Below are 15,925 nucleotides of genomic sequence, written 5' to 3'. Positions count from 1 at the left end.
TTATGATATGAGTGCTCAAAAAAGCACAAGAAAGTTTACTCGAATTAAATAACAATTCGGTTAATTTTTTGGCTAATACGCACAAAAAACACTCAGGAAGCTCTAAGACTTTAGTATAAGAAACACTTTTGATATTTTTTCAGCGGTTTTTTATGTCATATTGATTAAACACTTGTGGACATTTCATTTTGAGCTGCCTACATCCCACATTTTTATTGCTTTTGAACTATGATGAATACTAAACGTAATATTTATAAAGATGCTGAACACCCCTTTGCTCAATATGTCCGTATTTTAGGGAAAGGAAAAAGTGGTTCACGCTCTTTAAGCTATGAAGAAGCTTATCAGGCATTTACCATGATTTTAAAAGGTGAAGTGCTTGATGTGCAGTTAGGCGCTTTTTTAATGCTGCTTCGGGTTAAAGAAGAATCTATTGATGAACTCGCGGGATTTGTTCAAGCGACTAGAGACCAGCTTAATTTTAAGCCTTTAGATGTCGATCTAGACTGGTCATCCTATGCAGGTAAACGTAAACACTACCCATGGTTTTTGTTAGCAGCCCTCACCCTTGCACAGCACGGTTATAAAATTGTCATGCACGGCGCATCAGGTCACACACTGAATCGAGTTTATACCGAGCAGGTTTTAGAATATCTTGATTATCCAATTTGTCATTCAGAACAAGACGTTCGTACACATCTAACAGAGCAAAATTTCGCATACTTACCATTAGACGTGATTTCACCTGTTTTAAGTGAACTGATTTCCTTGAGAAATGTGATGGGATTACGTTCGCCTATTCATACTTTAGCCCGCTTAATAAATCCTTTTAATGCAAAGGTCACCTTACAAGCTATATTCCATCCAGCTTATAGAACTTCCCATCAACATAGTGCACTGCGCTTAGGCTATCAAAATAGTGCAGTCATTAAGGGTGAAGGCGGTGAATTTGAGCGAAATCCGGATGCCAAAACACTCATTTGTGGCATTAAAAATGGTGAACTCTATGAACATGAGTTACCAAAGCTCACACCTGAACGTAGTCCAACTGAAGAAGAATTAGATTTAGCAACTTTTAAAGCAGTATGGTTAGGTCAGCAGCATCATGAATATGGAGAAATGGCAGTAACAGAAACCATCGGAATTGCACTATATACCATGGGAGTTGTTACTAGTTTTGAAGAGGCAATGCTGAAAGCAAAAGCATTATGGAATAGTCGTTTCTAATATATGAATGACCAAGGTTATATCGGATAGCCTTGGTTTTAAGGTTCAATATAATAAAAATCTGGCCAAAATGGATATTCCTGACCTGAAGAATGAATATTTCTTAGTTTCAAGTGATCACCTATTTTGATTGTAATCTTATTAGAATCGTAGGAACCCGAAAGATAAGCATCTCGTTGTTGACCAATAAGTGTCTTACAATATAAATGATGCGCTTTGATCTTTTGGGAGCTTCGTATTGTTTGCGACTCCAGCACCTGAATCCCAATCAATAACATGGGATAACCGTCGTTCTTTATACTTGTATATTTAGCTTGAGGTGGAGTGTATTTCCGACTCGCAACAACCTTCACGTTGAGTAAACATTCAATTGGCTGTTTGGCTAATGCAGCACCACTAAACAATATTAGAAATAATAGTACGTAAATAGGTTTTAAACGTTTCATAGGATTCTTTATTATATTTTGATAAACATAAAAAAAGCCCAGTAATCACTGAGCTTCTTAAATTAAACAAAACGAATTGGCTTAAATTCTGGCTCATGCTTGTGATGATCATCTTCACAAACTTCACCTTCTTCTTTCTTACCGCGGTCAATATAACCAGTACGTTCTTCTTCCGGTAAGTTCTTTAATTCCCAAGCGATGACAGCTTGCATACAAGTTTCACGCTGCTCTTTTGTTAAAACAACGCCATTTGGCCATTTACCAATTTCTACTGCTGTTTTTAAACGCTCTACAATTTCAGGGTTTAAAACAGATAGCATTTGTTCAATATTCATGATTCATCTCTTTGAAAAGATTCAAAATCTTGGTTCCAACCAAGTTTGGTACGGCAGGCCATATAGAAATCATAACCTGGTGGATGCAATAAACTTAGTTTAAATGGATGTTTACGGATGTGTAAACTATCTCCGACATTCAGCGATATACTATGTTGTCCATCAGCACTCACCATCGGCAAAACTCGATTTTCGCGAATAACAATTTTAATTTCGCTTTGCCCGCCGACTACGATGGGACGTGATGACAATGTATGGGGATGCATTGGAACTAATGCAATCGCATCCATACTTGGATGTAAAATTGGTCCACCACCTGATAAAGCATAGGCAGTTGATCCTGTTGGAGTAGAAACAATTAAACCATCACTATGCTGACGATAAACATATTGACCATCAATGTTGAGTTCAAAGTCAATCATATGGACGGACTTACCCGAATGCAAAACAACATCATTTAAAGCGATTGCATCATAAATAACTTCGCCATTTGTTCGTACTTCCATTTCAAGTAAGAAACGGCGATCAAGTTGAAAATGCCCTTGAAGGACTTGATCAAGTTTAAAAATCGCTTCTGAAGGTTTGATATCAGTTAAAAAACCTAGTCGTCCACGGTTGATGCCTATTACAGGCGTATTGTAACGGACCAACGCTCTCGCCGCATGGAGTAGCGAACCATCGCCTCCAACCACAATAACTAAATCAGCAACTTCACCTAATAAATGGCGACTTACTATCTGTGCATGATCATAAGGCACTAATTCGGCTGTTTCCTGATCAAAAATGGGGTTCAAACCTAAGTTCAACAAATGATCATGAATTAAACATAGTGTTTCTACAACTGATGATTTATCTGGTCGACCGATTAACCCGACGTTTCTGAAGGACTTATGTGAAATTTGCACGAATGAGTAAGCTCCGCTGCGATACTCGCCTATAATAACATTAACCCGATTAATTTAAAAAAACATAACTACAAGATGCTGTAAAATTCAATCTAACTTTTCCAATTATTCACAGTTTTATCATTGCAAATTGATGACAAGCTATCGCATCATTACAGGCATTGTTAGGGTTTTTATCTCATTTTTATGAAGTTTGAACGTGGTATCGGTTTCTTTGCACTAATCTTTTCGATTTTAATCATTGGTGCTTTTATTGCTCTTAGTATCTATCTGATTCGTTTAGATAATATTATCCGTGAAAAATTTGAAGGACAGCGTTGGGATATTCCTGCCAAAGTGTTTGCACGACCTTTGGAAATTTATAACAACGCGCCTATTTCTCAAGCAAATTTCACTCAAGAATTAAAGCTATTGGGTTACAAAACTTCAAGTAATTATGACAAGTCTGGAAGTTATGTTGCTCAAGGCAGCAATATGTATATCCACACACGTGGTTTTGACTACGGTGATAGTGTTGAACCAGAGCAAGTACTAGAGTTAAGTTTTGCCAATGATCAAGTTGTTGAAGTTCGAAGTACCAAACCTTCTTCAACAGGCGTTGCGCGCTTAGAACCGCTACTCATTGGAGGAATTTATCCTCAACACAATGAAGATCGTGTACTCATTAAACTGAATAATGTCCCTAAACCACTCATTGAAGCTTTAATTTCTACAGAAGACCGTAATTTTTATCATCATCATGGTATTTCAATTCGCGGTACGGCTCGTGCATTGGTCAGTAATGTCACAGGTGGAAAACGTCAAGGTGGATCAACCCTGACTCAGCAATTAGTTAAAAATTTCTATCTCACTCCAGAACGCACATTAAAACGTAAAGTTAATGAGGCGTTAATGGCTTTACTCATCGAACTGCATTACAGCAAAGATGAAATTTTAGAAGCCTATTTAAATGAAGTAAACCTTGGTCAAAATGGTAGCTATTCAATTAATGGCTATGGTTTGGCTTCACAATTTTATTTCGGTTTACCGCTACGTGAACTTAGTGTTGCACAACAAGCTTATTTAGTAGGTTTGGTTCAAGGTCCTTCTTTATATAACCCTTGGAAAAACCCTGAAGGTGCAAAAAAACGCCGCGATACCGTGTTAAATAATATGCGTGTGATGGGTTATTTAACTCAAGCCGAATATGAAGATGAAATTGCACGTCCTTTAAATGTGTTAAGTAAACCAAGTTTAGGCCCTGCAAAATTCCCAGACTTTTTAGATATTGTCCGTCGTCAATTACGTACAGAGTATCAAGAAAGTGATTTAACCAATCAGGGATTACGTATTTTTACGACCTTAGATCCAATTACTCAAACTCAAGTTCAAAACGCATTTAAAGCTTCAGTAGATCGTTTGGCTAACAGTAATCCAGCGCGTTTGAAAAACTTACAAGGCGCGGTACTGATTGCGCATCCTGAAAATGGCGAGTTAGTTGCAGCGGTTGGTTCTACACAAGACTTCACTGGTTTTAACCGTGCTTTAGATGCGAAACGTCAAGTCGGTTCTTTATTGAAACCTGTGATTTATTTAAGTGCTATTGAATCTGGACGCTATAACTGGGCAAGCCAAATTGAAGATGCGCCGATTAGTGTTCCTGTAGATGGAGGAAAAAGCTGGACTCCTAAAAACTACAGTGGTGGTGGACATGGTGTAGTCAGCCTGAGTGAAGCATTAGCAAATTCATATAACCTATCTGCTGTACGCATGGGTCAAGAATTTGGTCTATCTACATTTAGCAATAATTTAAGAAAGTTTGGTGTTGAATCAACAATTCCTGCCTACCCTTCAATTTTCCTTGGGGCAGTCAATATGTCACCAATGGAAGTGCTCGGAATCTATGAGAACTTCGCTACAGGTGGTTTTAAATATCCAACTCGTGCAATTCGATCTGTCGTAGACGCGAATGGTCGTTTGCTTGACCGTTATGGCCTTAATGTTCAACAAACGATTGATCCTTCTGTCGGCTATATTATGAATTATGGCCTACAACAGGTGATGTCTTCGGGTACTGGTCGTGCAGCTTATAGCAGCTTATCTCCAGCGTTAAAATTGGCAGGTAAATCAGGTACGACTAACGACACACGTGATTCATGGTTTGCAGGTTACTCAGGTAATCATGTGGCTGTCGTGTGGTTAGGTTTAGATGACAACAAAGTTACTGGCCTAACGGGCTCATCTGGTGCATTGCCCGTATGGATTAATGTGATGAAGCAATTACGTCAGACTCCTGTAAATATACGTCAGCCAGACACTGTACAGTGGCAGTGGATTGATCGTGCATCAGGTGATTTATCTGCGCAGGCTTGTGATGGTGCTATGTATATTCCGATGCTAACGCACACGGTTCCACATCGTGCTACGCCATGTGGAGCGCCGTATTATCAAGTTGATCCAACATATACGCCACAAAGTGATAACACAACGCTTGACTCTCAGGATGATAATACCGACAGTTATATTCGTGAAAGTGAAAGCCAGATGGAACAAGATCTGTCAAACAACTCACGAGTCATTTCAAGTGGTAGTTATAACAACTAAGCGTTAACAGGAAAGTAGGATATGTTGAAGAAAGGTGTTTTTTATATTGGTGCTGTTCTTATGGTTGGCTGTACAACTTTGCCTGATCATTCTGACTCCAAAGAGAAAACACCAACCCCGCCAGTGAAGAAAAATACGGAAACTCCATCGGGTGTAAAAATTACACCTTATGAGCATCCAGAAATTCACCGCAAGAACTTGCAGGTTATTGTTCCGCAGCAAAAGAAGCTTCAACGCTTTAATGATGATGGAAGTCAGTTACCTGCATTTAAAGTGTTAATGCAAAAGACACAACAAGCTTACAAAAATCAGCAATGGTCAGAAGCTGAAAGCTATGCACTTCAAGCACAGCGTTTAGCACCACAAGCAGCTGAGACTTATTTATTTCTTGCCCTTACAGCAAATCATAAACAGCAATATTCTAATGCTGAGTCTTTAGCACGACGTGGTTTAAGTTTTGCCCAAAGTCAGGCCATGAAAAAGCAGCTTTGGTTGACCATTTTAAAAGCTGGGCAACAACGTAATAATCAAAAAACTGTTCAAGAAGCGCAAAAAGCATTAAAAGCTCTCTAGCTTTTAATGCTTTTTATTTTCTTATTAGAAATTACGAATGCCTGCTAGGCCATATGCACCATGCTGCTGTGCAGTGGCTAAATCATCAGGATGCACTCCTCCCAATGCAAAAACTGGAATCTGGCTTTTTTGGGCTAGATCAGCAAAGCGTTCCCACCCTAATGCCACAGCTTCTGGATGAGTTGCTGTTGGTTGTATAGGACTAATAAAAACAGCATCACAACCAATCTGCTCAGCCTGCTTTAAAGAAACCGCATCATGACAAGCGGCAATATAGCGTACGCCTACTGTTAAATCGCCCTTCTGCAAATTCATGAGCTGAGATTGTTTTAAATGAACGGTCTTAATCTGTTTCTTTAACTCAGGGCTCAACTGCTGCCAAATATCTGTATTAATAATTAAGTTTGATAACTGATTTTCATCTAAAGCACTTAATTGCTTTATATATTGCTGCTCAGATTCATCTTCTATACGCCAGTACAATAAAGTATTGCTACGCTCTACAGGCGTAAGCGTATGGCTGATTTTGATGAGATGAGGCCAATAGAGTCGCTTTATGATGTCTTTATTGGCTTTTGGAAAGTTTAAGTGAAGTAGCTGTTCCCGTGTGTACCATCCCCATGGTTGATGAATAAGATTTAATAATTCATCAGGCACATAACTATGGAATAAATGTAAATTGACAATAATGTCGTCATACTCATGGTGAATATAATCAAACTGATGCCAATCTTTTAAACCGATACCGACTTCTTCATAGATTTCACGGCGACAGGCTTCTTCGGGTGTTTCCCCCTGCTCAACCTTTCCACCAGGAAACTCATGCTTTCCACCTTGATGTTGCTGCTCTTCGCGCCATCCAACTAATATTTTTCCACGATGAATTAAGATGGCTATTGCGACATCAACGATCGGTTTAGGCATTTTTCTACTCTCTAAAACTTTTCTCAAGTGTAAGCAAATTTTATCATTTTATAAAATCTTTAAAATATTATTGACAGACCTATTCGATAATGATTATCATTTAAATCGTTCAAGAACATACCACGGAGCACAACAAATGAACGCACCTTTTAGCTTATTTACTCGTAACAATGAAACAGCTCACGCCTTACCAATGTTACATTCTAATAACCTCTTTGCATTAGGCCGCGAAATCCGCATTATGCATGCTGGCGAGGAATATCGTTTACGCCTCACTCGCAATAACCGTCTTATTTTAACTAAATAAAAATACACTCGCGTTTCAATAATATTCGTGGGAAAACAAAAAATGGATAGCATGGGTAACCATGCTATTTTTTATAATGGAAGATTAACCTCCACCCTCAAACCACCCTGTTCAGCATGCATAAAATGTAATTCACCGTTATGCAATTCAATAATTTTTCGTGTAATCGAAATTCCCAACCCTGAACCTTGCTGTTGAGTACCTAATACCCGGAAAAAACGCTGTCCTAAACGTTGCAATACTTCATCATCAACACCATTTCCAGTATCTTGTATAGAGATTTTAATTTGCTGTTCATCCTGACTAATCTCAACATGAATAGAGCCTAAAGTCGGGCTATAACGTATGGCATTATCAAATAAATTTCTAAAAGCGATAAAGAGCAATTCTTCATTCGCAAACGTTTTAGTTTCTGTCGAGAAGGTATCTGTCTCTATCAGCATCTGTTTAGCTTGTGCATCCAAATCTACAGTTTCAATGACTCTGGCCAGTAAGTAATTTAAATCGATAACCGCCTTGGGAAGTTCCGGCTGCTCTGCTTCATTGGGTTCCAAACGAGCAAGAAGCAATAAATTTTCAAGTATTTTTGTACTTCTAGAAACGTCTTCTTGTATACGCTCAAAGTCCTGATGAAGTTCTGGAACATGTTGATATTTACGCTGCAAAACCTGAAGACGCATTTGTATGGCAGATAATGGAGATCGTAACTCATGAGAAGCATCTGCGGTAAAACGCTGTTCAGCAACGAGAGCCCTTTGCAACCTTGCAAGTAATTGGTTTAGCGCATCAATCACAGGCTGAATTTCGGTAATGACATCTGGGTCTTGAATAGGTTCTAAATTTGATGCTGTTTTTTGGGCAATACGTTTAGAAAGTAGATTTAACGCAGCCAATTGTTGTTCAGTACGCCAACTGACAATGACCCATTGTAACAGCCAGAACAACACCATAAGGCCACTATACCCAGCAAGTGCCTTGAGTACTTCTTCAATACGGGTACTCATTGGCTGAAAGACTTCAACTTGAAGTTGGGAGTCTTCTTGCTGTGTAGCCAAACTACGCCATAATTGACCATCAAACCAAAAATATGAAAAACCTTCTGATAAATTACCTTGTTCAAAAAGCTCGTGCTGATAGCTATGAGAATGAGTAAGTAATTGGCCTGCGTCTAATAACTCATACTGAATATCAAACTCATCACTGAGCTCATCAAACTGTTTCATAGAGTGCCCAGAAAGATCAGAAACTAGCAATGTGTCTGAAATTTCGTCCATGATTTCGTCTTGCACTGACATGTTGTGATAAATAGAAAATATAGTGAGTAAGCTTAAAGCCAGCAACCCAACCACCACACTACTCCAAATCGTGGTTTTAACTAGTTGTGACTGCAAGGATGAGCGATTTGATTTCATTTTAAATCTCCCATACGGTAGCCTAGCCCCCGTATGGTTTTAATGCAGCTACTCCCGATTTTTTTTCGAAGCTGATAAATAAATACTTCTATTGCGTTACTTTCAATTTCCTCACCCCATGCATAGAGCGCTTCTTCTAATTGATCACGCGTAATAATATGTTCAGGATGAACCATCAGCTTACGTAATATTTGGAACTCTTTCGCTGTTAAATCAATAGATTTGCCAGCACACGATACAACTTTCGCTTGTGTATCGAGTTGCAGATCGCCCCACGTTAAAACCGATTGCTGACTCAAAGTTTGTTTGCGTAATTGAGCGCGGATTCGGGCAGATAACTCTTCTAAACTAAAAGGCTTAACCAAATAATCATTTGCACCTAAATCTAGTCCTTCGACTCGGTCATGAATACTGTCACGTGCGGTAATAAAAATAACAGGAACATTTCTTTGTTTATGGCGGATCGTTGTTAAAACTTTTTCACCAGCCAGTTGAGGCAGCCCCCGATCAAGCAAAATACAATCATAGTCATGCTGCTCGATTGCTGTAAGCGCATAATCACCTCTTTCCACCCAATCGACCTGATAACCATCTAACTCTAACCATGATTGAATACTTTCAGCTTGAGAGCGATCATCTTCTGCAAGCAAAATTCTCATCTATTTTTCCTGTTATATCCTGATTTAATCTTGCCTAGCCTTTTTTAAAAAAGCAAAGCCGCATTATTAAAATGCGGCTAAAGGCAATACATCTAAGATTATTAATTAAAACTGAACTTGATCCACATCAATTTCGACGCGTTTTAAAGGTTTATAATCAATGTCTACTTCACCAATTAAAGTTACATTTGTATTTGGTGAAATAGGACGACCTTGCCAAAGCTCATCATCTACATCAACTGTAATGCTACCTGTCTTGTCACGAAATTGATATTTTTCATCACCTAAAGATTTTACAACCTGACCATGTAATTTTATCGGTGTACTATCTTTAGCCGTTAATGCCTGTTTTACTTTAGTTACAGTTACAGGAGCAATTGCGGCCTGATTGACTGGTGTATTCGCTAGAACTACACCAGCGGCAGTCATACCAGCAGTCATCATCATTACTTTAAGCATATTCATATAATTACCCTCTGTTTTTGGTTTCCTCTTGGGATAAAGCAATTACATCATGCATAAATGAGGTGAATCTTAAGAAAAACTTAATTTAAGGGCACAACCCGCAAGACCTCTTCTAATGTCGTAACACCATTAATGACTTTACGAGCACCCGCAATTCTTAAGGGTTCTATACCTTCTTTTTTAGTTTGTGTTCTCAAATCATTTAACGTCACATGACTACTCATAAGATGCTTAAGCTCAAGACTTACTGGCATAAATTCATAAATACCGATTCGCCCCTTATAACCTGTATGACGACATTGTTCACATCCAACAGCCTGATAGACTTTTTCTGGCATTTCTATAATGTAATCGAATGTTAGGTGCTGCCACTCGTCCTCATTAATTTGTGCTTGTTGTTTACAGTGTGGGCAAAGCTGTCGCACTAAACGTTGCGCGAGAACACCCAAAATTGTTGCGGCAGTAAGAAATGGCTGAACACCTAAATCGTGCAAGCGAGTTAAACTGGACGGCGCATCATTGGTGTGTAAAGTTGATAATACTAAATGACCGGTTAATGCCGCTTGAATTGCCATATTCGCCGTATCTTGATCACGAATTTCCCCAATCATAATAATGTCGGGGTCTTGACGCATGAGTGCCCGCACACCATCTGCAAAGCCTAATTCAATTGCATTGTTGACCTGCATCTGGTTAAAACTAGGCTCTAACATTTCAATTGGATCTTCAATGGTACATACATTAACCTGATCTGTTGCGAGCTGCTTTAAAGAAGAATATAGCGTTGTCGTTTTACCTGAACCTGTAGGACCCGTGACTAAAATAATGCCATGACTATTTTTTGTTAATTGCTGCCACTGTTGTAATAGGCTCTCTTCAAAACCCAGTTGATGAAAAGAACGTACCAAGACATCGGGATCGAAAATACGCATAACCAGTTTTTCACCAAATGCAGTTGGCAAAGTTGATAAACGTAGCTCTGTTTCTTGCCCTTTTGGCGTCCGAGTTTTTAATCGACCATCTTGTGGTTTACGCTTTTCGGCGACATTTAAACGTCCTAAAATCTTAATACGTGCAATCACGGCGGTCAGCGTATTTGAAGGCATGTTATAAATGGTGTGCAAAACCCCATCAATACGAAACCTGACTTTACCATTATCTTTGCGCGGTTCCATATGAATGTCACTGGCGCTCTGCTCGAATGCAAACTGTAAAATCCAATCAACTAATTTCACAATATGCTGATCATTCGCATCTGGGTTTTGGCTATCCCCAAGTTGTAAAAGAGCTTCAACATTTTTATTTTCACGGTCATGAGCTGCATCTTTTTGAGCTGAGTTTACCGCCCGACTGACCTGATAATATTCTCGCAAATAACGTTGTAACTGTTCGGGATTGAGTAATACCCGCTCAATTTTTTTAGGAGCTAGACTTCGTTCAAGATTATTGAGCCAATCTGTTTGAAATGGCTGGTCTGTTCCAATCACAATTCGATCGGCATGAATTTCGACAGCTAAAATATGATTGCGAATAGCAAATTCTTGTGACATGACTTGAGTTAAAGCACTCACATCTGCCTTTAAAGGATCAATCACAAATAGAGGAAGTTGAACCCGATCTGCAAACCATAAGCACAAACGATTTAAACTTAAATGGGCCTGTGTGTGCTGCTGATCTTTTAAATTAAAATATGCGATCCACTGTAAAGGATGCCATTTCAACTGGTCTTTTTGGCGCTGGCTTGACTGTACCAGTAATTTATCTCGTTCTGTAATACGGCCTTCTTGTAATAGTTGTTCTAGACACCAATACGTATCCACGTCTACATGTGCATTCATGCGTTATCCCCAATATATTTTTACAATATAGCAGAGATATTTTTGATTTAACTTATCCCAATTTATTTAAATCCAATTTTAAAATATCATTCAACTTCAATTAATTAAACCAATTCTCAGCTTAATATTTTTTTGCGTCACAGGTCATGTTTATAAAAATATTTTGTACGTTGCTTTGTCTAAAAAAGACACTATGCTCACCATAATAAAAAGCATAAACTGAAGGCGAACATCTGATTTTAAAATGATTAAAATCTACATATAACAATAAACCAAAGAGGAAGTAATATGGAACTTCCAATGACAACGTCATTACAAACAACATCTTTTGAAGAATTCATTACAGTCATTGCTGCGGCTCTCGGTTGTGGCTTATTAATTGGTCTAGAACGTGAACGAAGTAAGCTCAAACATGAATATAAAACTTTCGCTGGTTTCAGATCTTTTGCAATTAGTGCGCTATTAGGAGCAATCTGTTTTTTATTTGGCACTGAAATTGGGATTGTTGGAGCTTTAATCATTGGGGCAATCAGTATTGTATCTCTCAAAAATCAGCCAAATGACCCTGGTGTGACCACTGAACTTGCCTTTATTATGACCTACTTCATTGGGGCACTTTGTATTTGGAATATCTCATTGGCTGCTGGACTAGCCGTCATCATGACAATTATTTTATTGGCTAAGCAATCTATGCATGGCATTGCTAGTCAGTGGATTACCGAATCAGAATTGCGTGATGGTATTTTCCTACTCGCCTTGCTCTTAATTGCGTTGCCTTTAGTTCCTAATAAGCCTTTCTGGGGGCCTGTTTTAAATCCACATGTCATTTTAAAATTACTTACTTTAATTTTATTTGTGCAAGCACTCGCGCATATTGCGAAGCGGTTACTCTCCTCTAAAAATGCATTATTACTTTCTTCTTTAGCTTCAGGTTTTGTTTCCAGTACAGCAGCTATTGCCAGTCTGGGTTTAGAAGTACGCTCTGGTCGTGCGAATGCCACCACAAATGCAGGTGCTGCATTAATGTCTTGTGTTTCAACGCTCATTCAGACCTTAATTATTGTGATCGGTATTAGTTTTGCTTGGTTTAAGTTGATTATATTTCCTACACTTATTGCATTAGTTGTTTTAGCAATATGGGCCTTTATTTTATTACGTAAAGCAGAGCCTAGCACTAGTTCACCCGAACTCGACTCAAGAATGTTCAGCTTAAAAGAAGCCATTATTATTGCCGGAACACTCACCCTCATTCAGGCAGGTGTTTATGGTTTAAGTATATCTTTAGGCGATGCAGGATTAATCGCTGGAACCCTGCTCGCTTCTTTATTTGAAATACATGCAGCTATTGCGGCAGTCATTGTACAAGGTGAACCTGATAGCACACATATGACGCCTTTATTAATTGCCTTTTTAGGAGGCTTTGCAGTGCATGCACTTGCCAAAAGCGTGAACTCTGCAATTTCGGGCGGGCTGCTCTATGCACTGGCTTTCGTTCCCGCCCAGCTTATTCATATGGCTATATTCATTGCTTTACTTTGGCTCAACATACATTGGTTTTAAAAATATCTTTATTGAGTGACTGAAGAAGCCTTCATTACATCAACAACTGTAATTACAAATTGATCAACTTTAAAATGAATATCAAAGTCTGAGAATTTCATTTTATAAATTCGTTCAGGGTCTTCTTGATAAGCAGGTCGAGGGTCTAAAGCCAATACCTGCTCAAGCTCATCAAGATATTGAGAATTCATTTCTTTATTTTGTAGAAAATATTTTTGAGCAATGAGAGCAGATTCAGACCAAATGACTGATTTACGCTCTGGTTCTGCATGTGCATAACCACTTTGTGCATCAGCAATCGCATCGGAATATTGAATATAGGGTTTGATGTCTAAAATAGGAGTGCCATTTAATAAATCACTTCCTGTGACATATACACGAACTGACTTACCGACTTTTTCAACTTTATTCAGCTTTACCACTGACAGCCCAATTGGAGAGGGTCGATACATGCTACGTGTAGCAAATACGCCAATTTTTTCATTGCCCCCTAATCGTGGTGGACGAACCTGTGGACGGAATTTATCTACACTGCCCTGATTCTTATTGTCATGAAACTGCCAGACTAGCCAGAGATGACTAAATTGTTCAATTCCTTCAAAAGCCAACAAGTCATTATAAGGTTCTATCATGTCGATATATGATTCGATATTTACCAAATTAGGCTGGCGTGGAATACCGAATTTTTCTCGATATGGAGAGCACATGTGGCCGATTAGGGGGAAGGTGACAGAGTTGATCATCACTTTTTCTTATAAACACAATTAAATATATTCAGTTTATCGGGAATGAAATTAGATTAGAATAGCAATCTGTTTTCTTTTAATCGTGATCGAGACCTTTAATGGCTGCTTTTAACGTCGAACGCATTACTCATGTTCACCACTGGAATGACACCCTTTTCAGTTTTAAAACTACACGCGACACTAGCTTACGTTTTAAAAATGGTCAGTTCGTAATGATCGGACTTGAAGTGAATGGCAAACCGTTAATGCGTGCGTATTCGATTGCAAGTGCAAACTACGAAGAAGAGTTAGAATTCTTCTCAATTAAAGTACAAGATGGTCCTTTAACTTCGATTTTGCAAAAAGTACAAGTTGGTGATGAAATTTTAATTTCTAAAAAACCGACAGGTACTTTGGTTCATGATGACCTTTTACCGGGTAAAAACTTGTACCTTTTATCTTCTGGTACTGGTCTTGCTCCATTCTTGTCAATTATTCGTGACCCAGAAACTTACGAACGCTTTGAAAAAGTAATTGTTGTTCATGGCACACGTTATATTTCTGAATTAGCTTATCAAGACCTTATCTTGAATGAACTTCCAAACCATGAATTCTTTGAAGAATTAGGCATTAAAGACAAACTTGTTTACTACCCTACTGTAACTCGTGAACCTTTCCACACTCAAGGCCGTGTTACCACTGCAATTGAAACTGGTGCTTTATTTGAAAAAGTTGGTTTACCACGCTTTAACCGTGAAACTGACCGTGCAATGCTTTGCGGTAGCCCTGCTTTCTTGAAAGACGTTGCTGCGTTACTTGACGAACATGGTTTAGTTGAATCACCTCGTATGGGTGTAATGGGCGACTACGTAATTGAACGTGCTTTCGTAGAAAAATAAGATTTTCTAATTAAAAAACCGAGGACTTTACCTCGGTTTTTTTATATCTGTTTTATAGGTTAATCGTGCCATCGATACAGGTAACAGCAGTTCCACCTACTAAAATTTTATCTTGATATAAATTTAGTTGAAGCTGTCCGTCACGTCCTAAAACGCGACCTTGTGAAGAAAGAACTACATCGTTCTGTGCTGGCAAAATACCATGGTAACGAATAAAAGACGCTACGCTGCCATTACCACTACCACAAACTGGATCTTCATTTACTCCAATTGAAGGAGCAAATGAGCGAACTTCTATATATTTTTGCTCATCATTATTTTCATAAAAACCATAAACCGTCGCTCCCCCAACTTTCATTTCTAAATCATGTTCTTTTAGAGCAGCGAAGTCTGGTTGGCTATCTAAAACAGCTTGCGCGTTTACAGCTTGCAAGACAACCCAGCGTGCGCCTACATCAACTAATGTGGCATTCCATTGCGTATTAATTTCACATTTTAAAATCGCTGCTAGTTTTTCAGTCTGGGTTTGATCTAAAGGTGTAATTTTAGGTTGTGGTAGTTCAAAGGAAATATGATTTAATTCACTTACCGTAAGAGCAACTAAACCTGCACCACATTGCTGTACCAATTTCCCTTCTTTAGCCGAAATTAGACCAGCTTCAAGTAAAGCATGGGCTGTGCCGATTGTAGGATGGCCTGCAAATGGTAATTCACTTTGCGGAGTAAAAATTCGAACCTGATAATCGGCTTGCGAATCTGTAGCAGGCAATACAAATGTAGTTTCAGAGAGATTGGTCCAATTGGCAATCGCCTGCATTTGTTCAGATGTTAAGGTACTAGCGTCCATAATCACCGCGACAGGATTTCCTTTAAATACTTGTGAAGTAAAAACATCAACTTGTTTAAATGCTACAACGGACATAGACCACTCCTACTCATTTTGATATTAAAAAATTATGGTTTTAATTCCTTACCATTTTTTGATCTTACTGATTTATTTTTAATGGTTACAGTATCAGTTAATATGAAAAATAATAGACACAGTTTTTAAGTTCAGAACTCGATTA

Annotated in this window: 16 protein-coding genes; 6 read left to right on the top strand and 10 right to left on the bottom strand. The window is 38.5% G+C overall.

The genetic code is table 11. The annotated features are described in order from the left end of the window. The first annotated feature begins 231 nt into the window (after nucleotides 1-231). Complete coding sequence (locus AC2117_RS05755; RefSeq protein WP_133972537.1) at nucleotides 232-1,227, top strand: glycosyl transferase family protein; 996 nt, start codon at nucleotides 232-234, stop codon at nucleotides 1,225-1,227. A 38-nt stretch (nucleotides 1,228-1,265) separates the two neighbouring features. Here the strand turns inward: AC2117_RS05755 and AC2117_RS05750 are convergent, their stop codons facing one another. From AC2117_RS05750 to AC2117_RS05740, 3 genes are all read right to left on the bottom strand, one after another. Continuing rightward, on the bottom strand, nucleotides 1,266-1,673 hold the full coding sequence (locus AC2117_RS05750; RefSeq protein ID WP_133972535.1) for a hypothetical protein: 408 nt from the start codon (nucleotides 1,671-1,673) through the stop codon (nucleotides 1,266-1,268). A 62-nt stretch (nucleotides 1,674-1,735) separates the two neighbouring features. Then, nucleotides 1,736-2,008, bottom strand: coding sequence for a YeaC family protein (locus AC2117_RS05745; RefSeq protein WP_133972533.1), 273 nt, complete (start codon nucleotides 2,006-2,008; stop codon nucleotides 1,736-1,738). Beyond that, a complete protein-coding gene (locus AC2117_RS05740; RefSeq protein WP_003650688.1) occupies nucleotides 2,005-2,913 on the bottom strand; it encodes an NAD(+) kinase in 909 nt (302 codons plus the stop codon). The genes AC2117_RS05745 and AC2117_RS05740 overlap by 4 nt, the downstream gene beginning before the upstream one ends. A 186-nt stretch (nucleotides 2,914-3,099) precedes the next feature. Between AC2117_RS05740 and mrcB the strand changes: the two genes are divergently transcribed. Then, nucleotides 3,100-5,496 carry a penicillin-binding protein 1B gene (gene mrcB, locus AC2117_RS05735; protein ID WP_133972531.1) on the top strand — a complete coding sequence of 799 codons (2,397 nt, stop codon included), beginning with the start codon at nucleotides 3,100-3,102 and terminating at the stop codon, nucleotides 5,494-5,496. A gap of 21 nt (nucleotides 5,497-5,517) precedes the next feature. Then, nucleotides 5,518-6,069, top strand: a complete 552-nt coding sequence (locus AC2117_RS05730; RefSeq protein WP_133972529.1) for a tetratricopeptide repeat protein — start codon at nucleotides 5,518-5,520, stop codon at nucleotides 6,067-6,069. Between the two features lie 24 nt (nucleotides 6,070-6,093). Here the strand turns inward: AC2117_RS05730 and AC2117_RS05725 are convergent, their stop codons facing one another. Then, complete coding sequence (locus AC2117_RS05725) at nucleotides 6,094-6,993, bottom strand: thiamine phosphate synthase (RefSeq protein ID WP_133972527.1); 900 nt, start codon at nucleotides 6,991-6,993, stop codon at nucleotides 6,094-6,096. 136 nt (nucleotides 6,994-7,129) lie between these two features. Here AC2117_RS05725 and hemP point away from each other — a divergent pair, with 136 nt between their 5' ends. After that, nucleotides 7,130-7,300, top strand: coding sequence for a hemin uptake protein HemP (gene hemP / locus AC2117_RS05720; protein WP_004643472.1), 171 nt, complete (start codon nucleotides 7,130-7,132; stop codon nucleotides 7,298-7,300). Between the two features lie 71 nt (nucleotides 7,301-7,371). On the opposite strand, the gene AC2117_RS05715 is transcribed toward hemP, so the two are convergent. The 4 genes from AC2117_RS05715 to AC2117_RS05700 form a co-directional block, all read right to left on the bottom strand. Next, nucleotides 7,372-8,712, bottom strand: a complete 1,341-nt coding sequence (locus AC2117_RS05715) for a sensor histidine kinase (protein WP_133972525.1) — start codon at nucleotides 8,710-8,712, stop codon at nucleotides 7,372-7,374. Further along, complete coding sequence (locus tag AC2117_RS05710) at nucleotides 8,709-9,371, bottom strand: response regulator transcription factor (RefSeq protein ID WP_133972523.1); 663 nt, start codon at nucleotides 9,369-9,371, stop codon at nucleotides 8,709-8,711. Before AC2117_RS05710 ends, AC2117_RS05715 begins: the two co-directional genes overlap by 4 nt. A 105-nt stretch (nucleotides 9,372-9,476) precedes the next feature. Continuing rightward, on the bottom strand, nucleotides 9,477-9,836 hold the full coding sequence (locus AC2117_RS05705) for a NirD/YgiW/YdeI family stress tolerance protein (RefSeq protein WP_133972521.1): 360 nt from the start codon (nucleotides 9,834-9,836) through the stop codon (nucleotides 9,477-9,479). 80 nt (nucleotides 9,837-9,916) lie between these two features. Further along, nucleotides 9,917-11,674 (bottom strand): GspE/PulE family protein, encoded by a 1,758-nt coding sequence (locus tag AC2117_RS05700; RefSeq protein WP_133972519.1) that lies wholly within the window; start codon nucleotides 11,672-11,674, stop codon nucleotides 9,917-9,919. A 288-nt stretch (nucleotides 11,675-11,962) separates the two neighbouring features. On the opposite strand from AC2117_RS05700, the gene AC2117_RS05695 reads away from it, so the two are divergent. Then, entirely contained in the window at nucleotides 11,963-13,234 is a 1,272-nt protein-coding gene (locus AC2117_RS05695) for an MgtC/SapB family protein (RefSeq protein WP_133972517.1), read from the top strand. Between the two features lie 8 nt (nucleotides 13,235-13,242). Here the strand turns inward: AC2117_RS05695 and tsaA are convergent, their stop codons facing one another. After that, entirely contained in the window at nucleotides 13,243-13,977 is a 735-nt protein-coding gene (tsaA, locus tag AC2117_RS05690) for a tRNA (N6-threonylcarbamoyladenosine(37)-N6)-methyltransferase TrmO (protein WP_133972515.1), read from the bottom strand. Between the two features lie 101 nt (nucleotides 13,978-14,078). Here tsaA and AC2117_RS05685 point away from each other — a divergent pair, with 101 nt between their 5' ends. Next, nucleotides 14,079-14,858, top strand: coding sequence for a ferredoxin--NADP reductase (locus AC2117_RS05685; protein WP_005039353.1), 780 nt, complete (start codon nucleotides 14,079-14,081; stop codon nucleotides 14,856-14,858). A gap of 52 nt (nucleotides 14,859-14,910) precedes the next feature. Here the strand turns inward: AC2117_RS05685 and AC2117_RS05680 are convergent, their stop codons facing one another. Continuing rightward, nucleotides 14,911-15,780: a PhzF family phenazine biosynthesis protein gene (locus AC2117_RS05680; RefSeq protein WP_133972513.1), complete on the bottom strand. Its 870-nt coding sequence runs from the start codon at nucleotides 15,778-15,780 to the stop codon at nucleotides 14,911-14,913. Nucleotides 15,781-15,925 lie beyond the last annotated feature (145 nt).

The organism is Acinetobacter calcoaceticus, from assembly GCF_900520355.1.
Classification (GTDB): domain Bacteria; phylum Pseudomonadota; class Gammaproteobacteria; order Pseudomonadales; family Moraxellaceae; genus Acinetobacter; species Acinetobacter calcoaceticus_C.
The sequence above is the reverse complement of the archived record's forward strand: the minus strand, read 5'-3'. Positions and strand labels throughout refer to the sequence as shown.